Annotated in this window: 15 protein-coding genes; 8 read left to right on the top strand and 7 right to left on the bottom strand. The window is 38.6% G+C overall.

Features of this window, described 5'->3' with window-relative positions:
• The first annotated feature begins 92 nt into the window (after positions 1-92).
• The 3 genes from I2483_RS17105 to I2483_RS17115 all read left to right on the top strand — a co-directional run bounded on the left by I2483_RS17105 (position 93) and on the right by I2483_RS17115 (position 3,785).
• Positions 93-542 carry a hypothetical protein gene (locus I2483_RS17105; protein WP_207278333.1) on the top strand — a complete coding sequence of 150 codons (450 nt, stop codon included), beginning with the start codon at positions 93-95 and terminating at the stop codon, positions 540-542.
• A gap of 290 nt (positions 543-832) precedes the next feature.
• The gene (locus I2483_RS17110; RefSeq protein WP_207278334.1) at positions 833-1,603 is read left to right on the top strand and encodes a metal-dependent hydrolase; all 771 of its coding nucleotides are present in this window, start codon (positions 833-835) and stop codon (positions 1,601-1,603) included.
• 688 nt (positions 1,604-2,291) lie between these two features.
• Complete coding sequence (locus I2483_RS17115; protein WP_207278335.1) at positions 2,292-3,785, top strand: S-layer homology domain-containing protein; 1,494 nt, start codon at positions 2,292-2,294, stop codon at positions 3,783-3,785.
• Between the two features lie 506 nt (positions 3,786-4,291).
• Here the strand turns inward: I2483_RS17115 and I2483_RS17120 are convergent.
• Together I2483_RS17120 and I2483_RS17125 are read right to left on the bottom strand one after the other, a co-directional pair.
• On the bottom strand, positions 4,292-4,510 hold the full coding sequence (locus I2483_RS17120; protein ID WP_207278336.1) for a hypothetical protein: 219 nt from the start codon (positions 4,508-4,510) through the stop codon (positions 4,292-4,294).
• Between the two features lie 311 nt (positions 4,511-4,821).
• Positions 4,822-5,562: an SH3 domain-containing protein gene (locus I2483_RS17125; protein ID WP_207278337.1), complete on the bottom strand. Its 741-nt coding sequence runs from the start codon at positions 5,560-5,562 to the stop codon at positions 4,822-4,824.
• Positions 5,563-6,228: 666 nt separating this feature from the next.
• On the opposite strand from I2483_RS17125, the gene uvsE reads away from it, so the two are divergent.
• The 4 genes from uvsE to I2483_RS17145 all read left to right on the top strand — a co-directional run bounded on the left by uvsE (position 6,229) and on the right by I2483_RS17145 (position 10,444).
• Entirely contained in the window at positions 6,229-7,194 is a 966-nt protein-coding gene (gene uvsE / locus I2483_RS17130; protein WP_207278338.1) for a UV DNA damage repair endonuclease UvsE, read from the top strand.
• A 422-nt stretch (positions 7,195-7,616) separates the two neighbouring features.
• Positions 7,617-8,855: an NADH:flavin oxidoreductase/NADH oxidase family protein gene (locus I2483_RS17135; protein ID WP_207278339.1), complete on the top strand. Its 1,239-nt coding sequence runs from the start codon at positions 7,617-7,619 to the stop codon at positions 8,853-8,855.
• Between the two features lie 469 nt (positions 8,856-9,324).
• Positions 9,325-9,750 (top strand): hypothetical protein, encoded by a 426-nt coding sequence (locus I2483_RS17140; protein ID WP_207278340.1) that lies wholly within the window; start codon positions 9,325-9,327, stop codon positions 9,748-9,750.
• Positions 9,751-9,919: 169 nt separating this feature from the next.
• Complete coding sequence (locus I2483_RS17145; protein ID WP_207278341.1) at positions 9,920-10,444, top strand: hypothetical protein; 525 nt, start codon at positions 9,920-9,922, stop codon at positions 10,442-10,444.
• Between the two features lie 945 nt (positions 10,445-11,389).
• On the opposite strand, the gene I2483_RS17150 is transcribed toward I2483_RS17145, so the two are convergent.
• The 4 genes from I2483_RS17150 to I2483_RS17165 all read right to left on the bottom strand — a co-directional run bounded on the left by I2483_RS17150 (position 11,390) and on the right by I2483_RS17165 (position 14,108).
• Positions 11,390-11,608 carry a DUF2922 domain-containing protein gene (locus I2483_RS17150; protein ID WP_186672868.1) on the bottom strand — a complete coding sequence of 73 codons (219 nt, stop codon included), beginning with the start codon at positions 11,606-11,608 and terminating at the stop codon, positions 11,390-11,392.
• Between the two features lie 105 nt (positions 11,609-11,713).
• Positions 11,714-11,935 (bottom strand): DUF1659 domain-containing protein, encoded by a 222-nt coding sequence (locus I2483_RS17155; protein WP_186672867.1) that lies wholly within the window; start codon positions 11,933-11,935, stop codon positions 11,714-11,716.
• Between the two features lie 453 nt (positions 11,936-12,388).
• On the bottom strand, positions 12,389-13,177 hold the full coding sequence (locus tag I2483_RS17160) for a helix-turn-helix domain-containing protein (RefSeq protein ID WP_207278342.1): 789 nt from the start codon (positions 13,175-13,177) through the stop codon (positions 12,389-12,391).
• A gap of 424 nt (positions 13,178-13,601) precedes the next feature.
• Positions 13,602-14,108, bottom strand: coding sequence for a YhgE/Pip family protein (locus I2483_RS17165; RefSeq protein WP_207278343.1), 507 nt, complete (start codon positions 14,106-14,108; stop codon positions 13,602-13,604).
• A gap of 130 nt (positions 14,109-14,238) precedes the next feature.
• On the opposite strand from I2483_RS17165, the gene I2483_RS17170 reads away from it, so the two are divergent.
• A complete protein-coding gene (locus I2483_RS17170; RefSeq protein ID WP_025783429.1) occupies positions 14,239-14,439 on the top strand; it encodes a cold-shock protein in 201 nt (66 codons plus the stop codon).
• A 319-nt stretch (positions 14,440-14,758) separates the two neighbouring features.
• Here the strand turns inward: I2483_RS17170 and I2483_RS17175 are convergent, their stop codons facing one another.
• Positions 14,759-15,322 carry a hypothetical protein gene (locus I2483_RS17175; protein WP_207278344.1) on the bottom strand — a complete coding sequence of 188 codons (564 nt, stop codon included), beginning with the start codon at positions 15,320-15,322 and terminating at the stop codon, positions 14,759-14,761.
• Positions 15,323-15,566 lie beyond the last annotated feature (244 nt).

Raw genomic sequence — 15,566 nt, forward strand, 5'->3', positions numbered from 1 at the left:
GATACAATTAGCGAAATACACATTTGGAATTATTGGAAAATAGATTACGGTATGATTTTTGATTGGAAGACGTTGTTAAATTATTGAGGGGGGTGATAAACATTAAGAATAAATATATTTATTTATTTGCGATAATACTTATTATTGTACTGCTTTTTATCATTATCAGATGGAATGACTATCGCGAAAAAGAGTTAGTAGATGTGATGGATGCTGAGGATATAGTGGAAGTTCTTTATAGAAATTTACCGCTTGAAAGTCATGGTGGCGAGTTCGATAGGTCAATTAGTGATTCTGAGTCTATTCAAGAATTAGTGGACTTTTTTAGTCAATATAGAGTAAAGAAAGTCGGATTAAGGAATTTCACAACCAAATATCCTAATGAACAATTTATTTTTAAACTTGAGTATGCAGATAAACGAATTACCATTGATTCGCTTATTGAAAAAGATGTAGTCCTTCTGATTAATGACCAATATGAGATTACAAATGGACCGTTTGACTACAAATGGATTGAAGACTTTATAGAAAGGCATGAATAAGCTAGCATTGGAACAAAGATCAACACTGCCCCTATGGCTGGTGTATTTTCTTTTTCATCTCCATTCACCTTTAGTTTAACCACTGAATCAGCAGTGTTTTTAACGAAAAATGAACACCTTACAATAATTATTGTAAGGTGTTCATTTCATCTGCATTTGTTGGCTAGTAGATTCCGTCGAGATTGGCTATTTCAGATCGTAGTGAAGAGCGGGTCGCAACATTCTAACAGGCTTACGTTATGCATATACATTACCGTCTAGAAACTATTATTTTTATGGAGGTAGAGGGTGTGAAAATTTTACGCTTGGGCCATGCGATGTACGTATTTAAAAGCAAGAAAAACTATCTTATTGATCCATTCTTTGATTTAAATCCCGGATGCCCTAAAGAGTTCAATGATGAGCGATTCTTTCAGTCCATAGATGGGGTTTTTCTAACTCATGGTCATTTTGACCATACGAGTGGCCTACAAAAAATACTGGATTCGAATCCGGACATACTAGTTGTCGCGCAGTATGAGTTGGCACTAATTCTCCTGCAACAAGGAGTTAAAAATGTTTATCCGATTAATTTAGGCGGATCAATACAACTAGAGGATGTCAAAGTAACAATGGTCCCAGCAAAACATAGTTCATCTTATAAGGAAACAGAAGGAACCCCCATCTATGCAGGTGAAGCGGCAGGTTACATTTTTGATTTCAAAGATAGTCACACGCTCTATCATTCAGGTGATACTGCTGTTACGTATGATATTAAAATCATTCAAGATTTATATAAACCAACTATCGCAATCCTTTCTTCATCTGGTCAATTCACAATGGGTCCACAAGAAGCCGCATATGTTGTTAAAAACTTTTTAAATGTAGATTATGTGATCCCTAGTCATACATTTCCTACGAAAGAAACAGCTCCCGAGCCCGCAGCACTTGGGAGCCTATTGGCCGCTTTTCCAATCATAGAAAATATGATAGATAAAGATCGGGATTTAGAAAAGGCATTAAAAGACTATCCTAAAACAAAAGTGGTCATCCTGGGATATGGCGAAGAACGGGAATTTTGAAAGTAGCGATTGGTACCAAAATCCAGAAAAATCCCCGAATTCAATAGGAAGCCGGTGCCATTTACTAGCTTTTATTAGTATGCATACTGGTTACACTATGTACGAAACCATTCTGAGAATGCATTCCAATTATAACTATATAAAAAAGATCGGGCATGTAAGCAAATGTCTGATCTTTTTTGTATAGTTATGTGGGTGATTTAATTGCTTGTCTGTTAGTGATGGCTGCCTGTGCACCACACACTCAATTGGAATAATGCCATTCTGTTGAATAAGCATAGATACGAAATAAAAGTCCTCTGCCTGAGCAATCGGTCGGAGGGCTTTTGGTTTATAAGTGGAAATGCGTGCCTATGAACCATGCATTTCAAACGCAATTCTGGGTTTTTCCTTCCATGAAATGAAACAAAACAAAACCGATTGTTGAAACAAACATAAAGTTTCGTGCACATGCACCACTCACTTCTGTACTTGTTCAACTAACGAATGGGAATTCATACTTTTTTTGTCGAGATTTTCGCTTCAGGCGACCACTTCCGACAGTGCAAGGGGCCGAAAAGGATACTATGCATAAAAGAGAATTTAAAAGTTTTGAAACTTTTCTCCGTTTCCTCCGTCTATACAGTGCCAAATTCAGACGTAGCCGGTATGGAACTGGTTTGTCTTAGAATAGAAGGGGAGAGATTAGATGAAGAGAAAAATCATGACAGCGCTTGGCGCATTACTATTAGCGTGCAGCTTACCGTTATCCAGCTCAGCGGCAGACAAGCAACTGTTTAAAGATGTGCCGCCGACGAAGCATTTCGCGGAATCGGTGAATGAGCTGGCTGAGCGAAATGTTATCGGTGGGTATCCGGATGGTACTTTCAAGCCGAGCAACTCGATTACGAGAGGGCAGGCTGCGGCAATAATTGCCAAGATGATCAAGCTTGATACGGACAATGTGAAGAATCCTAATTTCAAAGATGTGTCAACAGCGAACGGCTATTACAAAGCGATCGCTGCGATGGCGGAAAAAGGGATTATCGGCGGCTATGCGGACGGACGATACGGTCCGAATGATCCAATCAAGAGAGGGCAGATGGCTTCAATTTTGGTGAAGGCGTTTGATTTGCCGCGTGACGGGGATATCGGCAATCCGTTCAAGGATGTTCCGGGCTATGGATCCCATGACGACAACATTCTGATCATTTATAAGCTCGGCATTACGACGGGAACGACGCCTAGCACATTTAGCCCGAATGCGGCGATTACGAGAGGGCAAGCGGCGAAGATGATCACAGCGACTGAAGATGCGAAGCCGTCGAATTTGGTGACGCTCGAACCAAGTGATTTTGGATGGGATCTCATCACAAACATCACAGCGGATGAAATCAATTCCGGGTTATTCAAAGCGGTTTTGATTAAAGGGAAAGAAGGATATACAGAAAATAAAGTCCAGCTGATTCCGTTGAAGGAAGGGTTAGGAGCCATCGTTTTCCACGGAAGAACTTCCAGAACAGCGGAATTGGAACACCGCAAGAATTACGTGCATATCAAAAAAGAAAACGGCGAGCTGAAGTTGACGTTGGAAAAGATGGAGGATCATCTGCCGACAGTAGCAGAGTTATATATGCTATACGGAGAGTTCGGACCAAGGACTGATGTTTCAGGAGATGTCCGAAATGTATCTCTCGCTACGATGGACGGGAAAATGCTTAATGACAACATGACGTTCAAAGTATGCGATTATTCCATTTGCATTGATATCGATAAGCCGGGCGAGTATATTGCCACTGTCCGCTTTGCTGATGGGAAGGTAGTGCTTTACGGAATCGAATCCAAGGTAGCCGAGAACAAAATCTACTATACGATGCGCACATTGAAGGAGCAGCCGACATTTTCATATGGTGAAGAGGATAAATACGATATCGGAAAGTACAACATCTGGCCTGAGAATTATGAGCAGATTGCCGACGTTACGAGAGAGCCGGGTACAAATAGGTTCCACTACACCGGCAAAAAAGCAGGCACTGTTATTATTGATTATGTGAATAAAATCGACAAAGGTGTATCTTGCGAAGGACCTAATAACACAGGTGACTGTCATAGACATCTTATGACCGGCATAGGGGTATCTGTCGAACAGATTGGGTCGATCATCCATGTAAGTGGTCGGGGATTAATGGAGCCGGATCTTTAAGAGGAGTAAGTGACAATGAATTTTAGGAACACACTAGCGTTGCAAAGCAGTAAAATAATGTAAAACAAAGGATTGGAATCAGAAATAAAGTTAAATTAATTCGAAAAAAAGAGCTCCTACTGTAAAATGAAACTGACGAGTAATCAGTTATCTACTTTACAGAAAGGAGCTTTCTTATGAAAAGTGTAGACGAAGAATTAGTCTTTCGTCAATATTTATCTCTATTGCCCGTTAATATTTTGGCTTGTCCACTGATGAATTATGATGCAAAAAAGTTAACTGACTTTTCCTAGGTGAAAATCTTAATTATGGCCAACTTATGTAAGTGGGCAACCAGGATTAAGTGGAAAGTCACGGAATCTAAGATGAATTGGATCAGTTAGGAAAATAGCCTGTGAAATGTGGTCCGTTCCACAGGTATTGTCATTGCTAACTTGGAGAAGGGCTCTATTAAATGTCACCAAGTACTTCTATATCGTTGACTCTTCGACTAATGGAATCTATCATCATTTCTTCTTTTTCAAATTTTTCATAGCCGGTATGCTTTTATCCACTATTTTTTCGAACTCGACAAACACGAAATATCTGTTTTCCCCCATTTCCTGAACATTGATCACTTTTCCATTACGTCCTTTAATTCTCACATTCTCATTAACGGAAGGTATGATTCTTGACGCCTTGTTTAGTACATAGGTTTTACTTTCGTAAAAATGAATGGAATACATATTCTTGTCCCCTTTATTTGTATTTTGAAGGTCGAATCTATTTATTTTATGATGGTGGCAGGGAATTAGAACTAAATTTCAAGTAACTGTGCGTGACACTATTTAGTGAACACAATGCAATTGTATGATAATACAAATAAATCAATAGCTATGCGGTTTTTCTTTATTTTTTAAACAATTATGCGGATGTGTGAATTGTTCGTCTTTTTGTCTGACACAGGTACCTCTTTTTAGGTACTCCCAATTTAATATACAAACACAAAATCGCTGCCACGAGAATAGCTCAGGACAACGATTTTTTTGAAACGCATTTATTTCACTGCTTTTACAGATACCAACTCTGTAATTACCCTTCCGTTGCCGCTTGTACTTTTAATTATTCCAATTCCTTTCGCAAGGTATTCTCGGGAGCCATTCGAGTAACGGAGGATGACGACATTCCTGAAGCTTCCGGCTTTCACTGTAATCGTTTTCGTTGTACTTTCTACTAGGACTTTCTGATTAATCGGATAATCCAATTGTGTAGTGTGCGTTCCTTGTTTCAGTGGATAGGGAACGTTCACAAAGATGAAGTCCGAACTTGATACGCCCATCATCAGTCCCTCATTGTCCTCAATATACGTATAGTTAGATAAGTCAGGATAAAGATGACTCTTCTTATTGTAAAGATACGTAAAATCATCTTCTTTTTCCACATAGAACGTCTCTTTTTCGTTACTAATGAAAGAGGGTTCATAGGTAAGAATTAGTCCATTAATTGGCGTCAGCCCTTTCATTACAATAGTAGGGGCAGCTTTCGGACTTATCTTGGATAAAGCCGATGTGTAAATATATCCTTTGTTTTTTCCGGCTTGCACATAAGACCATCCATTCGATGAAGATAAGACAGTCACAGTCGAATGGTTTTTAATGGTATCCAACCTAACAGCATTTTGTTGTGGCTTTGCGCGTAGAAAAATATCTCCTTTCGCACTTACAACCATTTCTGTTGTCTTTACCGCCGCCGCTATCTGTGAAGGAAGTGCATAGGAACAACTGAGTAACAATAACATAATTGCCAATACCAGTTTTCTGATTTAAATCACCCCTGAAAGTAGTTACGTATACGCAAGTCTATGGGGCAAGTAATTTAAGTAGAACTGGTAGTTGCGTCAGAAAAAATATGTAGTGTCAGTACTGATTGGGAAGAGGAACTGATGATTCTTAGACATGGTTACCTACGTGAAAGTTTTGTGAGTACCTGTGGGATGCACAATTGAGACGCGACTTCGAATTGATAGAGTTTTAAGTACGCTGTGTATAAAACTAAAAAAGCCTAACTCCACGGTTAAACTGTAATTTTAGGAACCTACAATGAACAAATCAGAAAAATGACAGCAATTGTATAAAAAATGCAACGTCTGTTAAACCAATGTTTAGAACGATTTCACTTGTATTTTTATAACAATTTTTGAATTTTAATTATTTAACATCGCACCAATACAATTAGTTCATTGAGATAGCGCTTCTCGTCAATTACTTGACGAGTGGGGATATCTTCGGATTCGTATCTACAAAAAGAGAATCTATATGAACTGGATCACAAATTTGGATTTGATTTTCCTGCTTATACTACCTGTGCAATCTACTTGAAAAGCAAGAAGGATAGTTTAATCGTAAGGGCATAGCAATGTCTACTGTCACCACATTAGCTTCATACTGATGGATGAGGTGGTAAAATGACGATTGTACGACTAGGATATGTTGCGATGAGTATGGAACTGAAGAATGCTTCTCCATCTAAAACAATGACGTTTGCTCAGTTTCAAAAGATCGGGGATCGTGAGGCGGCGATTCGCAAATTGGAAAGGATTGCGCTGGCTAATCTTGAAAATACACATAGATTGCTGAAACATAATGTATTTAATGGAATTCATTTTTATCGCTTAACCTCTCGACTGATTCCATTGGCGAACCATGGAGAACTTCCTAATTGGAATTACATGGAGCCGTTAAAAAAGAAATTGGACGAAATTGGGGAGTTTGTTAGAAAACATCAGCTGAGAATTGATTTTCATCCGGATCATTTTGTTGTTCTGAATTCCTATATAAAAGAGGTGTTGGAGAATTCATTAAAAACCTTAACTATGCATTATTTATTGTTAAAGGCAATGAACATTGATTCTACGCATCGTTGTGTGCTCCACGTCGGTGGCAACTATAAAGAAACAGAAAAGTCTTTGGACCGATTTGTTGCAAATTGGGTTTATTTCCCAAAGCACATTCAACAGATGATCATGCTCGAAAATGATGATACTTCATTTACACTGGACGATACGCTTTATGTATGTGAAAAGTTAGGAATTCCGCTTGTATTTGATTTTCATCATCATCTGGCTCACCATCGTCATGAAAAGTGGGAAGATAATTGGGACCGTGTAGTAGCAACATGGAAGGACTCGCCCCTCCCAATTAAAATGCATATCTCTAGTCCAAAAAGTGAGGAAGCATTCCGTCACCACTCAGATTATGTGGATGTGGACATGTTTTTCAGTTTTTTAAAGGAAATCAAAGGTTCGGTTCCTCAAATCGATTGTATGATTGAGGCGAAAAAGAAGGATGAAGCTCTTTTTAACGTTATTAAAGAGGTTAAAAATAGGGACGATGTTGAGATGATTGATGGGTCGTCGTTTTATTTGAAGTAATAGTATAAAGTGATTTTCATAAAAAGCAGGACTCGATGGTATCGGGAATCCTGCTTTTGCATTTTGATTTTTTAGTGATAGCTACCTGTGCACCACAAAATGTTTAAGCCTTTTATTATGGGGAATGATGTGCTTTTGGAAGGGTATAGAGAAAATCCAAATAACCCGGAAAACGGAAAAAATGATAGTCAAGAATAAATGATAAAAACAACTGACCCCCGCCTAAAATTAGGAGGGATTCAGTTGTTTTTTTAGAGTGACTAGCATCGGTGGTATGGTAACCTGGTGTGTAAGGACTAAAAAAACAAGCCTGTCTAAATTTTAGGTACCTACTCAGTGAATGCTATACAATTGTATGATAATAAATCAATCAATACCTTTGCGTTTTCTACATATCTGAAATAGTAAGGAGACAGACTAAAATGAATCAATCAACGTCCGTGTTGGGTAATTCTCTACAACTTCCAAATGGAACAATTATTAAGAATAGAATTTTTAAATCCGCGATGAGTGAAGCATTGGGAACGGCTCATCAAAATCCAAGTGAATCATTGGTTACTTTATATAAAACTTGGGCTGACGGGGGTGCGGGTCTTGTTATGACAGGCAACGTTATGATAGATCGAAATGCTTTAGGCGAGCCGAATAATGTTGCTGTGGAAGATGAACGTGATTTAATTATGCTAATGAAGTGGGCGAAAGCGGGAACTGAAAATGGGACTCACCTTTGGATGCAGCTTAATCATCCAGGGAAGCAATCACCCAAAATGATTTCAAAAGAACCTGTAGCCCCAAGTGCGGTTCCTCTTACAGGAGGTTTAAAACGTTTCTTTAACCAACCACGTGCTCTTCAGGTGTCTGAAATTGAAGATTTGATTAACCGATTTGGAGAAGCGGCAAGAATTGCAAAAAAAGCAGGCTTTACAGGTGTTCAAATCCATGCAGCACACGGATACCTTTTCAACCAGTTTTTATCCCCTCACCACAATCAACGTACAGATGAATGGGGAGGAACCTTAGCAAATCGAATGAGATTTTTGGAAGAAACGTATAATGAAATCCGGAAACAAGTCGGGAGATCATTTCCAATCGGTATTAAACTTAACTCAGCTGATTTTCAAAAGGGTGGATTCACTGAAGACGAGTCTATGGAAGTTCTTCAGAAAATGTCCGAAATAGGGATTGATCTCATTGAAATTTCTGGGGGCAATTACGAGAATCCGATAATGATGGGCGCAGATATAAAAGAAACAACAAAAAAAAGAGAAGCGTATTTTATAGACTATGCAAAAAAGGCTCAGGAATTAATCACTACTCCACTAGTAGTCACAGGCGGCTTTCGTTTCCAGAAAGGGATGGAAGAAGCTATTGCGAACGGAGAAATTGATATGGTTGGAATTGCAAGACCTTTTGCCTTGGTGCCGGACTTGGCAAATAGAATTTTTAATGGCAGTTATGAAACCGTTCGTGCAAAACCAATCCGAACGGGGATTAAACGAATAGACAAGAGCGCATCCTTGTTAGAAATTGGTTGGTATGAACAGCAGTTAGCAAGAATGGGGAAATCTAAATCTCCAAACCCTGACCATAATGTTTGGTTATCTCTATTACAAAATCTTCTAGGGAATGGTCGTAGTGTCTTCTTGAGAAGAAGAGCATAATTTTGGGAACCTGTGCGAGACATTATTCAGTTATCGCAATCGGATGCGAAACGTTGGCAAGTAATATAAAAGCTTAACCAATATAATAAAGTAGAAGAGAGGAGTGGCAATTTAACGGGTTCTCTTCAGAGGTGCAAACAGAGAAATAACACACTGTTTAGCATATTGAATCACAGGAAAACAGTGTGAAATGAGCATCGCATTTAGCGGTGCTTTTTCATTTCTTAAACTCAAGAAGAGTCCCCTTTTTTAGGAATACATTGGGATATCCTTGATATAGTTATGGGGAGGGATTTAAATAAGGAGGCTATAGCATAGTTCGTTGAATTCATAACCCTCGGAAAAATGAAACCTTTCAAACCTTATAAACGTATCTATAATATAACTATGCTTGTGCCGCAATCGGGCCATTTTACGTGGCAATCAACAGATTGTGATTTACTTAATTTAGAGAAGTCGGGGGAATTCTATGAAAGTAAAAGTGAGTATTAGTATATTGGTCATATTGGCAATCCTATTTGGTATTACGTCGTTTGTATTTTATAATAAAATGTATGTTTATGAAGCAGGAATGGAAAATGGCATCCAAGATACGTTAAGAGATAGTGCACTCTTTTTTGAAAATGAAGAGTACGACAAAGATTATGTAGAGCCATTATACACACTGTATGGATATGCGGAAATGCAGTATAACTATATGCGTATGACAACAGATTCTGAAATTTACACAGTAGCACGTATTGTAAAGAAATTTGTTGATCCTGATTTATACGCACAATTATCAGCTGAACAAAAGTCGAAAACTGCACAATATTTACGTCAACTAGCTAATGATGAATCGGTCGATTTTAAAAAAGAATTATTACCGTTTTTAAACGGGTTGTCGGTGGAGTAGTCTACCAATTGCATTTTGAGAAATGAAATTTATCAACTACTAAGACTGTCTTAATAATTGAACTGTTATTGTTCTGTAATAGGGTGCGATAACAGAACAAGCACTGTGCTTCAATGGGGCTAGATCAGTTAATATGACACGAACTAAAAAGGATTAGAGGTTAAATCAAGTGATAATGTTAAATGGTTTAAGTATCCAGTTTTCTTCCGGTTCTAGGACTCCTTATTTTCAGGTAAGCCCGAAGAAAAGAATCAGATTTGGAATGGAAAATTTAAATTTAAATTTAGTCAAAAAGATTATAGACGATATATTAAACGAAGATTATCATATAAATGTTATATTTATTGCAGGATATATCGTAAATAATAAACGTATTTCTTCAAAATCTAAAATCGGGAAATTTATAGATATTAAAAATTGGGAAGAAACTATTGTTCGTGAGGAAGATAGTGATCACAGATTTATTTACGCAACTATAAGAAATTTAGAAAAGGAAAATGTAATAAAGTATTGTTCAAAAATACTAAAAGGTCATACAGAGGCCTATATTAGCTTCTATACAGATGAATTCTTGATATATGTCAGCGGTGATGTCATTGACATTATTTCAAATAATGAAAGCAAAATTAATAAATTAAAAGAATACTATTTCGAGTTATATGATAAGTATTATGAAGAAAAATATGAATTATAACTAATATTTATTGGCATTTATTTCACGTAACTTATCTAAATTAAAACACAGGATTCAATTATCGGGGGCGATTGTAGGATAACGCTGTACCAGAATCGGGCCATTTTGTGGAACAATTTAAGTTGTAATGAACATGAAATATTTAAGGAAGGGGTGTATGAGGTGAGTAAATATCAAAAACGTACTGTTTACATTTCGATTGTAACACTTGCTTTCTTCTTAATATTATCACTTATAACGCAACAATGGGGATTCTTCTTATGGAGTTTATTGCCTATTTTTATGGTTTTGATGACTACATTTTCCACTAAGTTTGACAGGAAAAGTAGTGGGGAGTGAAAGGGCTTATTCAATCATCGGGTGCGATTGTGGCACGAAAATTATTTTGAGAACCTGTGCGCGACACTATTCAGTGAATACAATGCAATTGTATGATGGTACAAGATAAATCAATCCCTGTGCGGTTTTTCTATACTTTTTGAATAATTACTTGAATGTGTAAGTAGTTCGTCTTTGTGTCTGACACAGGTATCTCTTTTAGTTTTTGCAGATGGTCTTGTCAGATGGTTGCTTACGTGGAGAAGCGATGCGAAAGTACTTTATCCTTTAAAACTTTTAGAAAGAATGAAAGAATGGACAGAAAAGTTTTATCGTACATATCATTGAGTGCCCCTAGTGTAAAAATGCTAGGGTCACTTTTTTTACCTTATAATTGTTGTAGTGAAAGAAATTAGTGTTAGCTATCTGTGCGCGACGCTACTCAGAAAATACAATGCAATTCTACAATAATACTAAGTAAACCAATACCTAAGCGTTCTCTTCACTTATTGTGTAATTAATTGAATGTGTTAATTGTCCGGCATTTTGTCTGAGCACAGGTACCTCTTACTAATATGAGAAAACGGTCCCCAGTCCGAGAACTGGTGAACCGGTCGTTGCTGCTCGTTAGCCGTTTACAAGTTCTGTTACATTGCGCTCGATAACCCGAGCGCTACCTGCAGTTGCGAGTGGAGCGCCGTTGATTTCAAATACGTTCGCAGCAATGATCTCCTGCATCGCCGCTTCGATGCTTTGCGGCGTCAAATCTGCACGGGGTTCATCCACCGTCAAACTGACCTTTTTTCCGCTTGCTGTATTGAAGTTCAATTGTAGTGTTTTAGCCATGTTTTATCCCTCCCTTTCTACCGGGCACCACGTAGCTAGATTGACTTATGCCTGTCGCGTCTAGCGGGCGCCGTGCTATTCCTGATTAGTTATTTTGTTAATTTGTTAATCAATCAAACTCGATGTTTCCACGATATCCGCTCCGATGAACGGCAAAGTTGAAAGCTGACCAAGTTGCTCCAGCGCTTTGTACAAGTTCTCAGCTGGTGCATTTTCCTTGATGTTGCGGTACGTCTTGGCTTTGCGGATAATCTTTCCGTCCTCTGTCAAACCACCGTCGAAGAAAACGCGACCCGCCGCTTGTTGAAATTCGATTGTTGCTGCCATGTAAATCACCTCCTTTCACCCTTTATATAGAGTGATGGGGAAGGAAAGGGGACAGTGTTTTTAAAAATGATTGGTGTTGAATTGATGGAGCACTGTACACCACACAATTCAAACGCAATTCTGGGTTGTTCCTTCCACGAAACAAATCCGGTTGATGAAACTGACATGAAAGTTTCGTGCACCCCACACTACTCTTTTTTAATACTCTTATACTCTTTGGTTATTGCTAGGGGCATTTTGCCCTCTGTAGAGGAGGCAATTTGCACTTCCTCTTGGGCTGATTTTGCGGTCGTCGATGGTGCATATTGAACCGTCTGATATTGCAGCATTGTAAAATTAATGCGGTAGCATTTCGTGTTGTCCATTTTCAACAGAGTATCGAATTTTCATTATGTAATTGCATCATTTGTTTGGTTGCTTATTGTTAGCGCAGGCAGCCAAACAATAATATTATTATCGATAGAATAACCCCTCAACGGCTACATCATAATCCATGAAAGCCTCGCTAAATAAAGCCTTGCCAATAAGTTCACGGAAAACACCTGAATAATAGCCGGGCAGGTTCCGGACCTTTTTCTGTTTCGTTGTTTGAACAGCAATACGAAGTGCTTGCATAGCTAATTGCTCGAACAGTTCTCCTTTGTCTTTATGAATACTGAATTTCAGCATTTGCAGGGACTGGTGCCGGTAGATGCCGTAAAAGTTTCTTGCCAACTTATTTTCCCCGATTGTTGAAGAAAGAAGCGATTTCATTTTACCGAAAAGTGTAGTAGGCACAATTTCCGGAGGAGACGTTCTTTTAATGTCTTTAGTATTTATCGCTTTAGAAAGAAAAGCTTCGTTTTGCGGTTTAGCAGGTTCTACCTTACTGGCAGTAGGCTTTTCATCATCCTTCGGGGTGTTCATTTTCGACTGGTCACTAGTAGGTTTAATGACGTAAATGTTAGCGCCTAGACCGCTCATAACGGGGCGGATATAGTGAATGCGTTCGATAATTCCGAGCTTTTCTAATTTGCGAATGGCGCGTCGTACAGTTGCATTTGATTTCGAAATAGCCTTTTCGATTGTTTCGTGTTTCAAATGTGCAGCGCCGTATTTGACGGAATACCGACGGATCATATCAAGAACAGCCCGCTCTGTTTGGTTCATAGCATCCCAGTGCGTGAGTACATGTTGCCTTGTCGCCGCGTCTAGATCGTGTTTGTTTGTGAAGTGTGCGTACTCAGATAGGTAAGTTGTCATAAAGAATATCCCCTTTATTTTTTATATAGAAGAATAGTGGGGAAAAGGGGACATTTTTGTAAAAAAACTTTTTCATTTTTTTTCAGATGCCGGGAAGCAAATTAAAATATGGTTGGCTGGACTCATATAATTAGACAAATAATAAAATGGTTGAAAGAAAATAGAGTATTAAAGGTTGTCCAACAAACAGGGAAGTTTCATAAGCGCAAAGAAAAGAGACAACCAACTCAATGTTTGTGGTTGCCTTCTATTTTGTTTTATGTCTGTCGGAGCTAAACGGCGCATCCCACTCTTATAGGTTAATTTACTTCCTAATTTGACAAGGATTCTGCGCTTTAAATGATGGCTACCTGTGCGTCGCGCAATTCCAGCACAATTCTGATTTGTTCCTTCCCTGAAGCAAATCTGATTGTTGAAACAAACATTAAAGTTTGGTGCACAGGCACCTCACAATTATGGGATACGTCCCGCCTGAACCGGCAATTTGCAGGACGAGCATAACAATGGCCATCGCTTTACCGACGTCGCCGAATAGAGTGACGAGCGTGTAAACAATCAGCATGAAAATGATGCTGATGAAAAGTCCGAATAAGATGAATAGGAACGGACTTTGGGCTTCCACGCCGAGTATGAGCAAATCTCCGACTGTAATTATGACCGTTTGAAGAAGGCCGATGCTCATGAAGGTCATTAGTTTGCCGATATAGACTTCACGCGGGCCCACGTCATTTCGACTTTCCGCGTCGGTTGACAGTAATGAAATTAGCAGCAGGCATCCGACCCAAATGGAAAGGACGGTATAGAACGGGGTCATGCCCGTGCCATAGTTTTTAATGTGAATATTCTTTCTCTTTTGTATAATTACTTGAATGTGTGAACTGTTCGTCTTTGTGTCTGACACAGATACCCATTTTATTTGCTTTTTTAACATATATCTGTTATTCTAAAGAAGAATTATTTTTGTTCGTTTTCAGATTGAGAAAAGATTTTGTTTTTCGTCTAAGTATTTGAGCAAGGATAGTAATACATTGTGTGGATATCCGCACTAGGAGGCAACAATTATGGAACAAGGTACAGTTAAGTGGTTTAATGCAGAAAAAGGTTTTGGTTTCATCGAGCGTGAAGCAGGAGAAGACGTATTCGTACATTTCTCAGCAATCCAAAGCGAAGGTTTCAAATCTTTAGACGAAGGTCAAAGTGTAACATTTGAAATTGAACAAGGACAACGTGGCCTACAAGCTACAAACGTTCAAAAAGCTTAATAATAGCTAGAAAAAGACCCTACATGTAGGGTCTTTTTTTTATTTGCTTAAATTAATTTTAGGCACCCTCGTACGCGGAACTGTTCAGCTAATACAATGCAATTCTATACTAATTAAGATTAAATCAATAACTATGCGATTTTTATTTATACCCTAAATAATTACTAAGCCGTATAAATTGTACCTCTTTTCTATACCGGAAAGTATCTAATGAAAAGGGGGGTTCGAGCCCATCTCACTAGTTTTTTATGAAAGTAAGTGGTTAATCAACTGAAGTGCAAATAGGCTGTACTGTCATGCAAGTTTGGTTAGCAGATAGTTAAGCCTTAGTTTTTCTAAAACGCATCCAAACTAAAATGCCAACTAATCCTGCAACAACTAGTGCCTCGGTGTATAAGTAGTACGGCTTAGCATTCTTATCTGGAGTTTGTTCGTGTTGGTCAGGAACTGTGCCTGGACCAATCAGTGTGATATCGTCAGTAGCATTCGCTAGCTCAGCAGTCCGGTCACAAAGCGTGGTTGAAAGTACGGACTTTCCATCCATATCCCAATTGTGAGCATACACCAAATACTCTTTTCCAATCGTAAAGTCTATCCCACAACCTGCTGAATCATTTCCTGTGAAAACGGAAATATCCGCGTTGTCGACACCTTTCCATACTTCCGCCACTTTGAAACGTACTGTTTTTCCGCTTTCCCCATCCACACCCTTCCCTTTTTCTATTGTCATTACTTCTCCACTAAAAACAGCAGCTGCTTCGCTTAGTGCTATATCTGCGGGTGGTAGAACCATACAGGAACAAGCCGCCGCAGGCAAAGGTCTATAAAATACTACAAATAGTACCAGTAAGCAAAATGCAATTACACCCAATTTCTTTTCCATAAGAACTCTCCTTTGCACTCTATTTATGATTAGTTCGTTTCGCGGGGGAATAAGTTCCAATACATCTACTTGAATTCGTGCTTTATTTTGAGACACGGGGCCATTACTACCATTACTAATCAATGCACTACTTTCTTACTATACATGAATCAATTTCATATCTCTGAGCCCTTGCGGCTCTAAGTATAAAACGGCAAGAAAAAAGAGCACCTCCCCAAATCCTGTATAATGAGAGTTCTGACAC

It is taken from the genome of Sporosarcina sp. E16_3, assembly GCF_017347125.1.
Classification (GTDB): Bacteria; Bacillota; Bacilli; order Bacillales_A; family Planococcaceae; genus Sporosarcina.

Coding starts and splice junctions, on each gene's coding strand:
- I2483_RS17150 (WP_186672868.1), bottom strand. CDS start 11,608: ATGGCTAAAACACTACAATTGAACTTCAATACAGCAAGCGGAAAAAAG.
- I2483_RS17135 (WP_207278339.1), top strand. CDS start 7,617: ATGAATCAATCAACGTCCGTGTTGGGTAATTCTCTACAACTTCCAAAT.
- I2483_RS17175 (WP_207278344.1), bottom strand. CDS start 15,322: ATGGAAAAGAAATTGGGTGTAATTGCATTTTGCTTACTGGTACTATTT.
- I2483_RS17120 (WP_207278336.1), bottom strand. CDS start 4,510: ATGTATTCCATTCATTTTTACGAAAGTAAAACCTATGTACTAAACAAG.
- I2483_RS17170 (WP_025783429.1), top strand. CDS start 14,239: ATGGAACAAGGTACAGTTAAGTGGTTTAATGCAGAAAAAGGTTTTGGT.
- I2483_RS17125 (WP_207278337.1), bottom strand. CDS start 5,562: ATGTTATTGTTACTCAGTTGTTCCTATGCACTTCCTTCACAGATAGCG.
- uvsE (WP_207278338.1), top strand. CDS start 6,229: ATGACGATTGTACGACTAGGATATGTTGCGATGAGTATGGAACTGAAG.
- I2483_RS17155 (WP_186672867.1), bottom strand. CDS start 11,935: ATGGCAGCAACAATCGAATTTCAACAAGCGGCGGGTCGCGTTTTCTTC.
- I2483_RS17140 (WP_207278340.1), top strand. CDS start 9,325: ATGAAAGTAAAAGTGAGTATTAGTATATTGGTCATATTGGCAATCCTA.
- I2483_RS17165 (WP_207278343.1), bottom strand. CDS start 14,108: ATGTTAAAAAAGCAAATAAAATGGGTATCTGTGTCAGACACAAAGACG.
- I2483_RS17160 (WP_207278342.1), bottom strand. CDS start 13,177: ATGACAACTTACCTATCTGAGTACGCACACTTCACAAACAAACACGAT.
- I2483_RS17115 (WP_207278335.1), top strand. CDS start 2,292: ATGAAGAGAAAAATCATGACAGCGCTTGGCGCATTACTATTAGCGTGC.